The sequence below is a fragment of the Janthinobacterium sp. J1-1 genome, from assembly GCF_030944405.1.
Classification (GTDB): domain Bacteria; phylum Pseudomonadota; class Gammaproteobacteria; order Burkholderiales; family Burkholderiaceae_D; genus Janthinobacterium.
Window position 1 is genome coordinate 1787025 of the sequence record NZ_CP132339.1, and the last position, 12876, is coordinate 1799900.

Annotated in this window: 9 protein-coding genes; 6 read left to right on the forward strand and 3 right to left on the reverse strand. The window is 65.0% G+C overall.

The annotated features are described in order from the left end of the window. Positions 1 to 65: 65 nt before the first annotated feature. From Q8L25_RS08095 to Q8L25_RS08120, 6 genes are all read left to right on the forward strand, one after another. Positions 66 to 2291, forward strand: coding sequence for a DUF3141 domain-containing protein (locus tag Q8L25_RS08095; RefSeq protein WP_374694246.1), 2226 nt, complete (start codon positions 66 to 68; stop codon positions 2289 to 2291). A 9-nt stretch (positions 2292 to 2300) separates the two neighbouring features. Continuing rightward, the gene (locus tag Q8L25_RS08100; protein ID WP_308924372.1) at positions 2301 to 3710 is read left to right on the forward strand and encodes a bifunctional enoyl-CoA hydratase/phosphate acetyltransferase; all 1410 of its coding nucleotides are present in this window, start codon (positions 2301 to 2303) and stop codon (positions 3708 to 3710) included. Further along, on the forward strand, positions 3707 to 4924 hold the full coding sequence (locus Q8L25_RS08105; protein ID WP_308924373.1) for an acetate/propionate family kinase: 1218 nt from the start codon (positions 3707 to 3709) through the stop codon (positions 4922 to 4924). The genes Q8L25_RS08100 and Q8L25_RS08105 overlap by 4 nt, the downstream gene beginning before the upstream one ends. A 131-nt stretch (positions 4925 to 5055) precedes the next feature. After that, complete coding sequence (locus Q8L25_RS08110) at positions 5056 to 5580, forward strand: hypothetical protein (protein ID WP_374694247.1); 525 nt, start codon at positions 5056 to 5058, stop codon at positions 5578 to 5580. Between the two features lie 179 nt (positions 5581 to 5759). Continuing rightward, positions 5760 to 7751 carry a M43 family zinc metalloprotease gene (locus Q8L25_RS08115; protein ID WP_308924374.1) on the forward strand — a complete coding sequence of 664 codons (1992 nt, stop codon included), beginning with the start codon at positions 5760 to 5762 and terminating at the stop codon, positions 7749 to 7751. Positions 7752 to 7764: 13 nt separating this feature from the next. Further along, positions 7765 to 8100: a hypothetical protein gene (locus tag Q8L25_RS08120; protein WP_308924375.1), complete on the forward strand. Its 336-nt coding sequence runs from the start codon at positions 7765 to 7767 to the stop codon at positions 8098 to 8100. Positions 8101 to 8119: 19 nt separating this feature from the next. Here Q8L25_RS08120 and Q8L25_RS08125 read toward each other — a convergent pair whose 3' ends face one another. From Q8L25_RS08125 to Q8L25_RS08135, 3 genes are all read right to left on the reverse strand, one after another. Further along, positions 8120 to 8335: a helix-turn-helix transcriptional regulator gene (locus tag Q8L25_RS08125; RefSeq protein WP_308924376.1), complete on the reverse strand. Its 216-nt coding sequence runs from the start codon at positions 8333 to 8335 to the stop codon at positions 8120 to 8122. A gap of 206 nt (positions 8336 to 8541) precedes the next feature. Beyond that, positions 8542 to 10896, reverse strand: coding sequence for a DNA topoisomerase IV subunit A (gene parC, locus Q8L25_RS08130; protein ID WP_308924377.1), 2355 nt, complete (start codon positions 10894 to 10896; stop codon positions 8542 to 8544). Between the two features lie 62 nt (positions 10897 to 10958). Beyond that, complete coding sequence (locus Q8L25_RS08135) at positions 10959 to 12785, reverse strand: hypothetical protein (RefSeq protein WP_308924378.1); 1827 nt, start codon at positions 12783 to 12785, stop codon at positions 10959 to 10961. Positions 12786 to 12876 lie beyond the last annotated feature (91 nt).

The following is a 12876-nucleotide window of genomic DNA, read 5'->3' on the forward strand; positions in this document are numbered from 1 at the left end:
CCTGGCCATAGTGCCGGCTGCGGCAATGCCGTCCAACACGCTTGAAAGCACATACAAGGAACCCCATGAAGACACCATCCGCAGCCATTTTCTCGACCGGCGGCGTGCCATCGCTGGGCATGCTGGGAGACTACGCGCGCGACTCGTGGCAGCGCATCGTGCTGTACGCGGACGTGATGCGCAAGCGCGGCAACCAGTACCAGGAACACCTGGTCGAAGACGTGCCGAACGTGCTCGACTTCCCGGCCGAAATCGTGATGACGGGCGTGGACCTGCCGCGCCCCGTCAACTATGGCCTGGTGCGCATCCTGGCGCCCGACCTGCCGCAACCGGATCCCTCCAAACGCCCCTTCGTGGTGGTCGACCCGCGCGCCGGCCATGGCCCCGGCATCGGCGGCTTCAAGGCCGAAAGCGAAGTGGGCGTGGCCCTGCGCGCCGGCCATCCCTGCTACTTCATCGGCTTCCTGCCCAATCCGGTGCCGGGCCAGACGGTGGAAGACGTGATGCATGCGGAAGTGGCCTTCCTGGAAAAAGTGATTTCCCTGCACCCGCACAGCGAAGGCAAGCCGACCGTGATCGGCAATTGCCAGGCCGGCTGGCAGATCCTGATGACGGCCGCCATGCGCCCCGACCTGTTCGGCCCCATCATTGTCGCCGGCGCGCCCGTGTCGTACTGGGCCGGCTGGCATGGCCGCAATCCGATGCGCTATTCGGGCGGCATGATGGGCGGCAGCTGGGCCACGGCGCTGGCGGGCGACCTGGGCAACGGCCGTTTCGACGGCGCCAACCTGGTGCAGAATTTCGAGAAGCTCAATCCGGCCAACACCCACTGGAGCAAGCAGTACAACTTGTACGCCAACATCGACACGGAAGCGCCGCGCTACCTGGAGTTTGAAAAATACTGGGGCGGCCATGTGTTTTTGAACGCCGTCGAGATGCAGTACATCGTCGACAATCTGTTTATCGGCAACCGCCTGGCCACCGCGCAGCTGATCACGTCCGACGGCGTGCGCCTGGACCTGCGCAATATCCGCTCGCCCATCGTGGTGTTCTGCTCCAACGGCGACAACATCACGCCGCCACCACAGGCGCTGGGCTGGATCACCGACCTGTACCGCGACGACGCCGACCTGCAGGCGCACGACCAGACCATCGTCTACTCGGTGCATGACAGCATCGGGCACCTGGGCATTTTCGTCTCCGGCAAGGTGGGCCACAAGGAGCACCAGAAGTTCGCCAGCAATATCGACCTGATCAACCTGCTGCCGGCCGGCCTGTACGAAGCGCAGATCGTCGACAAGACGGCCGACACCCCCAACGCGGAACTGGCCAGCGGCGACTATGTGCTGTCGGTCGAGCAGCGCCGCATCGACGATGTGCGCGCCATCGTGCAACCAAGCGTGGAAAACGACCGCAAGTTCGCCGCCGCGGCGCGTGTTTCGGAAGTCAACCTGTCGCTGTACCGCAGCTTCGTGCAGCCGTGGGTACGCGCCGTGGTGACGCCGCAATCGGCGCGCATGCTGGAACTGATGCACCCGCTGCGCGTGTCCTACGAGCGCTGGAATGACCATAATCCGCTGGCCAGAATGGTCGCAAAAGAAGCCGACAAGGTGCGTGCCCACCGTACTCCGGTGGCTGCCGGCAATCCGCTGCTGGCGATGCAGGAAGCGTTCTCCAGCGCCATCACGGCGGGCCTGAACAGCTGGCGCGACCTGCGCGATGCGGCCACCGAGCAGACCTTTGACCTGGTGTATGGCAATCCGCTGGTGCAGGCGCTGGCAGGCCAGGGCGCCGGCGTCATCCCCCGTCCGCATCCCGGCGTCACGCATGAACACAACGACGATGGCGCCAGCCTGGACGACGAGGTGTACCAGGGCGGCCTGGTGGAGGCAGGCGTGCGTGCGCTGTTCTACGTCCACCGCCTGCGCACCGCCGCCGACGAGCGCCGCTTCAACCTGACCCTCAAATTGCTGCAGCCCCTGTTCGAGCAGGGCCTGCGCATGGATGACTTCCGCATCATCGTGCGCCGCCAGGCGAAATTGATGCAGCATGATTTCGAGGCCAGCATGGCCGCCCTGCCGGTGCTGCTGGCGCGCGCCCATCCCGAGGCGGTGCGCGAGATGGCGGCCGGCCTGGAGCAGGTGGTGCTGATGCTGGACGCGCCCACGCTGAAAGAAAAAGCCAGCCTGGCGCAGATGCTGGACGTCTTCGGCCAGGTCACGCAACAAGCCACCGCAACGAAACACGCGGCGTCCGGAAAGACGTCCGCCACATCCGCGACCATCGCGTAAAGGACCCAGATGAATCCTCATGATGAATTGAATATCGTGCGCAACCGCACGTTCGAACAGATCGCCATCGGCGACAGCGCCAGCATCCAGCGCACCCTGAGCGCCGACGATATTTCGCTGTTTGCCGTGATGTCGGGCGACGACAATCCGCAGCACCTGGACGCCGAATTTGGCGCCTCGTCGCGCTACCAGGGCGTGATCGCGCATGGCATGTGGGGCGCGGCCATGATTTCGGCCGTGCTGGGCACGCGCCTGCCCGGCGCCGGCACCGTCTACACGGGCCAGACCTTGCGCTTTTTGCTGCCGGTGCGCGTCGGCGACACGCTCGATATCGGCGTGACCGTCACCGCGCGTGAAGCATCCACGCGCAAGGTGACCCTGGCCTGCCGCTGCGTCAACCAGCATGGCGACATCGTGCTCGACGGCGTGGCCGAAGTGATCGCGCCAGCCGAGCAGATCGCCCGCACGCGCGCCACCCTGCCCGAAGTGCGGCTGCACAATGGCGAGGGCACGCGCCGCCTGGTGGAGCAGGCGCGCAGCAAGGGCCCGATCAAAGTGGCGGTGATCCACCCCTGCGATGAACTGAGCCTGGCCGGCGCGCTCGATGCGCATGCGGCCGGTCTGATCACGCCGATTCTGGTGGCGCCGCGCGCGCGCCTGGAAGCGGTGGCGGCGGCCGCTGGCCTGAGCCTGGCCGGCATCGCCATCGACGACGTGGAACACAGCCATGCGGCCGCCGCGCGCGGCGCCGAACTGGCCGGCAAGGGCGAGGTCGAAGCGCTGATGAAGGGCAGCCTGCACACGGACGAACTGATGTCGGCCGTGCTGGCGTCCAGCGCCGGCCTGCGCACCAAGCGCCGCGTCAGCCACTGCTTCCTGATGCAGACGCCCGCCTATCCGCGCCCCTTCATCATCACCGACGCCGCCGTCAATATCGTGCCGACCCTGGAGATCAAGGCCGACATCGTGCGCAACGCGATCGACCTGGCGCACGTGATTGGCGTGGCCTGCCCGCGCGTGGCGATCCTGGCGGCAGTGGAAACCGTCAACCCCACCATGCCGGCCACGGTGGATGCGGCGGCACTGTGCAAGATGGCCGACCGTGGCCAGATCACCGGCGCCATCCTCGACGGCCCGCTGGCGTTCGACAACGCCGTCTCGATCGCGGCGGCCACCGTCAAGGGCATCGTTTCGGAAGTGGCGGGCCGCGCCGACATTTTATTGGTGCCGGACCTGGAAAGCGGCAATATGCTGGCCAAGCAGCTTGAATACATGGGCGACGCCGACACGGCCGGCATCGTGCTGGGCGCCAAGATCCCCATCATCCTCACCAGCCGCGCCGATTCGCGCGCCAGCCGCATCGCGTCGTGCGCGCTGGCCGTGATGCTGGCCAGCCACTACCGGAGCACGCCACCATGAGCGCAGCTATTCACTCAACTGACGGCGCGCTGATCCTGGTGCTCAATTGCGGCTCGTCGAGCATCAAGTTCGCGCTGTTCGCGGCCGGCCAGGGTGGCGTGGCGCAGCAGTCGGAATGGAGCGGCAAGGTCGAAGGCATCGGCCGTGAAAAAACGCTGTACCGCGCCGGCGGCCTGCAGGCCGAGACGCTGGTGTTTGCACCGGAACAGGCGCACCACGAGGCGCTGGCGCATATCCGCGAAAAGGTGGTCGAACAACTGGCGGGGCGGCGCCTGCATGCGGTGGCGCACCGCGTGGTGCATGGCGGCAGCAAGTATTTTGCGCCGGTGCGTATCGACGCGGCCGTGCTGGCCGACCTGAAAACCTATGTGCCGCTGGCGCCGCTGCACCAGCCGTTTGCGCTGGAGGCGATCGAAGTGCTGCTCGCATCGCGGCCCGATATTGCCCAGGTGGCGTGCTTCGACACGGCCTTCCACCACACGGTGCCGCAGGTCGAACAGATGCTGGCGCTGCCCTACGATGCCTGGGAGCGCGGACTGCGCCGCTATGGTTTCCACGGCCTGTCGTACGAGTACCAGTCGCTGGTGCTGGAGCAGCGCTACGGCAGCGTTGCGCGCGGCAAGGTGATCGTCGCGCATCTGGGCAGCGGCGCCAGCCTGTGCGCGATGGAGAACCTGGCCAGTGTCGGCACCACCATGGGCTTTTCGGCGCTCGACGGCCTGATGATGGGCACGCGCTGCGGCGCGCTCGATCCGGGCGCCGTGATCTACCTGATGGAGATCGAAAAGCTGTCGCTGGAAAAAGTGGCCCATGTGCTGTACCACGAGTCGGGCCTGCTGGGCATCTCGGGCGTGTCGGCCGACCCGCCGGTGCTGCTGGCGCAGGAAGGCCGGCAAGATGAAACGGGCGAACGCATCCGCGCGGCGCTGGCGCTGTACGTGCGCCGCATCGTGCGCGAAATCGGCGCGCTGACGGCGGTGCTGGGCGGGCTGGACATGCTGGTATTCACGGCCGGTATCGGCGAGCACAGCGCCGTGCTGCGCCAGCGCATCTGCGACGAGCTGAAATTTGTCGGCCCGGTGCTCGATGGCGAAGCGAATGCGCGCAACGCCAGCGTGATCTCGACGGCGCACAGCCGCATCGTGGTAGGCGTCGAGCCGGCGAACGAGGAATGGGTGGCGGCCCGCCATGCGGCAAGGGCGGTATTGTCCTGAGAGGGTATTGCCTGTTTGCAGTGTTTTTTCTCATGAGTGCGCTAGCGCACTGTGTGGTTTTTGATTGTTCTCTATTATGAAGTCATGCCACTGCGGTGTTTCACCAGAAACCAGCGCAGTGCTGGCAAATTTTGAACATTTTGCCCGCCTTTAGTCAGAATAATGTAAACCACTTGAAAGGTCACATCATGAACAAATTACTCGCCGCCCTGATCGCTACCGTATTTGCTACCGCAGCCATCGCTCAAACCACCACGCCAGTGGCCAATGCCCAGAATTCGGCACAAAAAGACGTCAACAAGGCTGTCAACAAGGAAGCCAAAGTAGCAGCCGACGCTAACGAAGACGTCGCCAAGGCACAAGCCAAGGCTGACGAAAAGAAAGCCGACGCCCATAACAAGGCCGCCAAGACCAAAGCCAAGGCACACGACAATGTCGTTGACGCCGATCCGGAAGACAAGCTGAAAGCACAAGCCAAGGCCGACAAGAAAGACGCCAAAGCTGACGCCAAAGCCCACAAGGCTTCCGTCAAAGCCGACGAAAAACTGGCCAAGGAAAAAGTGGAAGCCAACGCTGACAAAGCCGTTGCCGCCACCAAAACTGCGGAAGTGAAAGCCAAGGCCGACGCTGACGTGAAAGCCGCAGCAGCCAAGTAATTGGCAGCATCCCTCCGCAGGCCACTCCTGCTGGATGTAAAGCGAGAAAGACAGCTTCGGCTGTCTTTTTTTTTCGTCTGGACATTTTTCCCTGCTGCCTGCCAGCTTTGATCCGCATCAAATCCTCTCGCTTTCGCCATGCCATAGTGTTTTTCCGGACACACTGAAAGGGAAACATCATGGCCACCTCGAACCCCACCGGCACGCCGCAAGTACGCCGCTGCGCCACCATGGACGTGCACCGCCGCCTGCTCAATGAGAATCCGGCCTACGCCCTGGTGCGCGACGATATCGAAAACATGACCTTGCTGTACCAGGAAGGCCGCGGCATGGCCGGGCGCACGGGCGTGACGCGCATTCCCGTGGTGGTGCATGTGGTGTGGAATACGGCCGCGCAGAATATTTCCGACGCGCAGATCGCCAGCCAGATCGATGTGCTGAACCGCGATTTCCGTCGCGCCAATCCCGATGTCGAGGCCACGCCGGCGCCGTTCCTGCCGTTCACGGCCGACGCGCGCGTGGAATTCGCGCTGGCCACCGTCGATCCGCATGGCGCCGCCAGCACCGGCATCGAGCGGCGCCAGACCAGCGTCAGCGCGTTCGGCGCCGACGATAGCGTCAAGTCGCAGGCCTCGGGCGGGCTCGATGCCTGGCCGGCCGCCTCCTACCTGAATATCTGGGTCTGCCAGCTGGGTGGCGGCCTGCTCGGCTATGCGCAGTTTCCCGGTGGCCCCGCTGAAACCGACGGCGTGGTGATCCTGCAGTCGGCCTTCGGCACCATCGGCACGGCCGCGCCGCCATTCCACCTGGGCCGCACGGCCACGCATGAAGTGGGTCACTGGCTGAACCTGAACCATATCTGGGGCGACGACGGCACCGGCTGCAGCGGCACCGACAATGTCGACGACACGCCCAACCAGGGCGGCGCGCACACGGGCCAGCCGCCGTTTCCTCAACTGTCATGCAATAACGGGCCGCACGGCGACATGTTCATGAACTACATGGACTATGTCGACGACCCGGCCATGTTCATGTTCACGGCCGGCCAGGTGACGCGCATGCAGGCTTGCCTCGACGGTCCGCGCGCCGCCATCGGCACCGTCGGTGGCGGCGGCGCGCTGGCGCCGCGCCACAGTTCCTCGCCGGTGGTGGCCTGGGGCAGCAATCGGCTCGACGTTTTCGTGCCTGGCACCGACCATGCGTTGTACCACAAGGCCTGGGATGGCGCGGCCTGGCAGCCGTCCGTCACCGGCTTCGAAGCGCAAGGCGGCATCTGCCTGGGCGCGCCGCAGGCGGTGTCATGGGGGGCCGACCGCCTCGATATTTTCGTTACCGGCACCGACAGCGCGCTGTATCACAAATGGTGGAACGGTTCGGCCTGGGGGCCGTCGGTGGACGGTTTCGAGTCTCTGGGTGGCCTGTGCGTGGGCGACCCGCGCGCGGTCAGCCGGGCACCGAATCGCCTCGACGTGTTCGTCGTCGGCACCGACCGTGCGCTGTACCACAAGTGGTGGGACGGGACGGCCTGGGGGCCATCCCTGAGCGGCTACGAAGCCATGGGCGGCGTCTGCCTGGGCCAGCCCGAAGTGGTGTCATGGGGCGAAAACCGGCTCGACATCTTTGTCATCGGCGTGGACCATGCGCTGTACCACAAGTGGTGGGACGGCGCCGCCTGGGGGCCATCGCTCACTGGCTATGAACGGCTCGGTGGCGTGTGCCTGTCGTCGCCACGCGCGGTCAGCTGGGGCCCGGACCGCCTCGACGTGTTCGTCACCGGCACCGATGGCGCGCTGTATCACAAATGGTGGGATGGCGCGCAATGGGGGCCGTCCATCGACGGCTTCGAGCGTCTCGGCGGCGTCTGCGTGGGCGAGGTGGAAGCCGTCTCGTGGGCCGGCAACCGGCTCGACGTGTTCGTCATCGGCACCGACAGCGCCCTGTACCACAAGGCCTGGAATGGCACGGCGTGGACGCCATCGGCCGATGGTTTTGACAGCCTGGGCGGCACCTGCACCTCGCGCCCGCGCGCGGCAAGCTGGGGTCCGGATCGCCTCGATGTGTTCGTGACGGGCACGAATGGCGCGCTGTTCCACAAGGCCTGGGCTGGCGGCGCCTGGCAGCCCACCGTCGACGGTTTCGACGACCTCGGTGGCGTCATCACACAGTTTTAATGTGGAGAACAAGATGAAAATAAAGACGCAGCAAGCGCTGCCGGTTGCGGGCAGCTGGACCCATTCCTTCGAAGAAGATGAAGCTGGCGTGCTCGTTTATCGTCCTACGCATGGCTACCCTTTCCCGCCGGCGCGGCGCGGCCGCGAAACCCTGGAGTTTGGCGAGGACGGCCAGTTGACGACGCTGATGGCCGGCCCCGATGACAGGCCGCTGGCCAGGCCGGTGACGCAATTGAAAGCGATGGGCGGCAACCGCTATGCCCTGATGGACGAGATGGTCAGCGTGCCGCAGCGCGTGATCGAAGTGATCGAAGCCACGCCCGAAGTACTGAAACTGGCCAGGCAATGAGGCATCGACACCCGCCAGTTCAGCTTTCCCCGCGCAGCTTGCAGGCCAGCGCCGTGCGGTTCGCCACGTCGAGCTTCCGATACACGGCGTGCAACTGGTTGCGCACGGTGGCGGGCGACTTGCCCAGCACTTTGGCGATGGTTTTATACGCTGCGCCTTCGGCCGCCATGACGGCCACCTGCCGTTCGGCCGGCGTCAGGCTGGATGGGGAAGTGCTGGAAACTGCGATGGCCATGCCGGTTCTCCTGTCGATCTGCAGGCATGCCGATGTATGCCTTGCAGGGATAACGGGGAACGGCTGGGATTATGCAAAACTATTTGTGCAAAGACCGTAGGTCGGATTAGCGCGGCACAGCCGCGCGTAATCCGACAACATTGTTGACGCCGCCAACGGTGGTGTCGGATTAGCGCGGAGCGCTAATCCGACCTGCGCGGTAACAATCACCCGATCGCCGTCATTTTGACCGGCTTCAACTTCGATGCCAGCGCCTTGCCCTTCCTCGAACGCTTGCCGAAGTGGTCCGCCAGGCCGGTGGCGCCCAGCGACACATCCTGCGGCTTGGCACCACGGCCGATGCCGGACACCACCACGCCGCGCTGGGTGATCGGCTGCACGGCCAGCAGCTTGTCCTTGCCTTCCAGTTCGATCAGCTTGACGCCGGTGCCGCCCTTGGTCAGGGTCTTCATTTCATCGAGGCCGAACACCAGCAAGCGCGTGCCTTCGGTCAGGCAGGCCACGGCGCTGGCCGCCGCCGGAATGATTTTTGGTTCGAGCGGCACGTCGCCATCGTCCAGGGTGATAAAGGACTTGCCGCCTTTCAGGCGGCTGGCCATGTCGCCCGCCTTGGCCACGAAGCCGTAGCCGGCGCTGGTGGCCAGCAGCAGGTTGGTGGCGCCATTGCCCGCAAAGTAATGCAGGATGCGCACGGCATTGCCGGGCGTGCCGCCGCTCATGTCGCACAAGGTCGTGATCGGCACGCCGTCGCCGCGCGCGTTGGGCAGCGCCGACACCGGCACCGAGTAGATCTTGCCGTTGTTGCCGAAGCCGAGCAGGGTATCGACCGTACGGCACTCGAACGCGCCATGCAGGGCGTCGCCGGCCTTGAAGGTGAACTGGGCCGCGTCGTGGCCGATGCCGGTACGCGCGCGCACCCAGCCTTTTTCGGAAATGATCACGGTGACGGGCTCGTCGACCACCTTCTGTTCGGCCACGGCTTTCTGGGCTTCCTCGATCAGGGTGCGGCGCGCGTCGCCGAACTGCTTGGCGTCCGCTTCGATTTCGCGGATGATGGCGCGCTTCATCGAACCCGGGTTGTCGAGCAGGTCCTGCAAGGATTTTTCTTCCTTGCGCAGCTCGGCCAGTTCCTGCTGGATCTTGATGGTTTCCAGGCGCGCCAGCTGGCGCAGGCGGATTTCCAGGATATCGTCGGCCTGGCGTTCGGACAGCTTGAACGCTTCGATCAGGGCCGCTTTCGGCTCGTCCGAATTGCGGATGATGGAAATGACCTTGTCGATATTGAGCAGGATCGCTTCGCGTCCTTCCAGGATATGGATGCGGTCGCGCACCTTGCCCAGCTTGTAGCCGGTGCGGCGCGTGACGGTCTCGAAGCGGAAGGCGATCCATTCGCGCAGGATGTCGCCCAGCCCTTTTTGGCGCGGACGGCCATCGCCGCCTATCATCACCAGGTTGATCGAGGTCGACGATTCGAGCGAGGTATGGGCCAGCAGCATCAGCATGAACTCGGCCTGGTCCTGGTTCTTCGATTTCGGCTCGAACACCAGGCGCACGGGCGCGGCGCGGCCCGATTCGTCGCGGATGGTGTCGAGCGAATTGAGGATCAGGGCCTTCAGCGAGATCTGCTCCGGCGACAAGGCCTTCTTGCCCAGCTTGACTTTCGGATTGGTCAGCTCCTCGATCTCTTCCAGCACTTTTTGCGACGAGGTACCCGGCGGCAGTTCCGTCACCACGGCCTGCCACTGGCCGCGCGCCAGTTCTTCGATCTTCCAGCGCGCGCGCACCTTCATGCTGCCACGCCCGCTCGCATACATATCCTGGATCTGCGTGGCCGGTGTGATGATCTGGCCGCCGCCGGGAAAGTCCGGGCCCGGAATGATGGCCATCAGTTCGGCGTGCGTCATCTTCGGATCGCGGATCAGGGCCACCGCCGCTTTCGCCACTTCCGCCAGGTTGTGCGACGGGATCTCGGTGGCCAGGCCCACGGCAATGCCGGAAGCGCCATTGAGCAGCACCATCGGCAGGCGCGCCGGCAGCAGCTTCGGTTCTTCCGTCGAGCCATCGTAGTTGGGCTGGAAGTCGACCGTGCCCATGCCGATTTCATCCATCAGCAGCTTGGCGATCGGCGTCAATCGCGCCTCCGTGTAGCGCATGGCCGCGGCGCCGTCGCCGTCGCGCGAGCCGAAATTGCCCTGGCCGTCGATCAGCGGATAGCGCAGCGAAAAGTCCTGCGCCATGCGCACCAGCGCGTCGTACACCGACTGGTCGCCGTGCGGGTGCAGCTTGCCCAGCACATCGCCGACCACGGCGGCCGACTTGCGCGGCTTCGCGGTGGAATTGAGACCCAGCTCGTTCATCGCATACAGGATGCGGCGCTGCACCGGCTTCTGGCCGTCGCACACGTCGGGCAGGGCGCGGCCCTTGACCACCGAGATGGCGTAATCGAGGTAGGCGCGCTCGGCAAAGGTGGACAGGGTCAGCGCCTCGCCGTCGAACACCGGTTCATCGGGCACGGTCGGCTCGGGCTGGGCATCGTCAAATAAATTCGTTTGTGTGGACATGGTGCGGGCTTCAGTATTGAGTGATTGCGGTTGAATTCATGGGCTGATTATGACAGCCCGTTTTAAGATTTGGAGATCCTGTGCAGGCGATACAGGTGCAGCATGGTGAAATACAGCACGGCCAGCGCCAGCACGGCGCCCAGCCTGGTCATGGTGTGCGAGGCGTGCGATAGCGCGCCCGAGGGCTGGCCCGCCAGCAGCAAGCTGGCGATCGCCGGCGCCAGCACCAGCGGCCAGGAAAACCTCCAGCGCAGGTCGACGGGGGCGAACAGCATGCCCACGCAGGCCCAGGCGAACAGCAGGGCGCCCAGCACGTTCGCGTTCGCCGGCTGTACCTGGAGCGCCGTCAATCCGATGGCGCAGGCGATGACCCACGCCGCGCGCAAACGCGGCAGCATGGCTTCCGGCCAGCCGCATTGCGCATACAGGCCGTTGGCCGTGCGCAGCGCCAGCACCAGCAGGCAGAACACCAGCATCATGCTGTCGCTGATCGCCAGCCCGTGCGTCCCTTTGCCGCTCATGAAGATGCTGGCAAACAGCGACCCTCCCACCGCGTAGCCGAGCAGGCCTTGCAGCAGCGTGCGGTTGGCGGCGAACGCCAGCAAGGCCAGCACGCACAGCGCGCCGGCGGTGGCGATGCGCAGCGTCGGATCAGGAGCAGGCAGGAACAACAGCAGCGACACCAGCATGAACGGGACGATCCAGCCCAGTTGAGGCAGGCCGGGGCGCGCCTGCAGCATGCGCTGGTCGGCCCACTCCTTGACTGCCTGCAGCCTGTCGAACAGCGGCGCCGGCCAGCGGAAGGCCAGCAGGGCCATCAGCGCAAACGCCAGCGCCTGGAAGCCGAACAGGCTGATCTTGCTGCCAACGTCGTCGAGCTGCATACCGGCCACGCTGACCACGCCGGCCAGCATAAAGTGCAGCACGAAACCCAGGCCGGCCGACTGCAAGGCCGTCTGCTGGAAATAGCGCTTGGAAAAGACCGCATGCTCCCAGCGTTCGAACTGTTCGGTGTCGAGCTTGTAGGCCAGCATTTCACCGTGATGCCAGCGTATGGTGTACAGCAGTTCGCGCAACTGCCTGGTGAATTTTTCATCGAACAGCTGGCGCGCATAGGCCGATGGCGGCTTTTGCGACATGATGCAGTCCAGGCCAGGATAGTTCTGGCCGAAGTCGACGAAATGCATGAACGACTGGTCGGCCCGAAAACGCTGCACGGCGCTGCGTACCAGATCGCCATGGCTGCGCGCCAGGTAGGAAAAGTCGTGATTCCAGCCCAGCGCGGCAAACACGGCGTCGCGCAGCGCGATGTCGTAACCTTCGCTGGCGCAGTAGCGCAAGGCGCACAATTCGAATTCCTCGCGCACGTCGAGTTTCAGCAGGGCCTGGTCCTGCAGTGTGCCGGCGAGGACTGCTTCGGCGTCGGCCTGCTGCAGTTGGTCCAGGCAGGCCTGCCAGATACTGGCCGCTTCCTCGGCCGGGTCGATCTCGATGATGCCCCATAGTTCGGCAGGCGGCGGTGGCGGCGTGTCGATCACGCCCCACAGTTCGATTGGCGCCTGTTCCGTCACGGGGTCGACGATGCCCCACAATTCGGCTGGCGGCGCCTGTACCTCGGCCGCCGGCTCGGGCACTACAAGCGGCGCAGCTGGTGTCGCTACTTCCGCATCTTCCCGTAACTCCGCCAGTTCCTCGGCAAAGCGCGGCGCATGGTGCAGCGCATATTCATAGGCCTCGCGCAGCTCCTGGAACGCCTCCGGATCGTCTTCCGGGCGCGTGAGCTTCAGGCGTTTGGCATAGGCGCGCTTGATGGCGCGCTCGTCGCCGGTGGGCGCCGTGCCCAGGATCGCCCACAGGCTGCGCTGGCCGTTATGCAGGTCGCCATCCATCTACAGCAAACCTTCGTTCTCGGACGGCCGCGCTGCGTTGCCGGCCAGGCGCGCATTGCGTTTGGCAAAGACAGGCTGGTGATCAATCAAT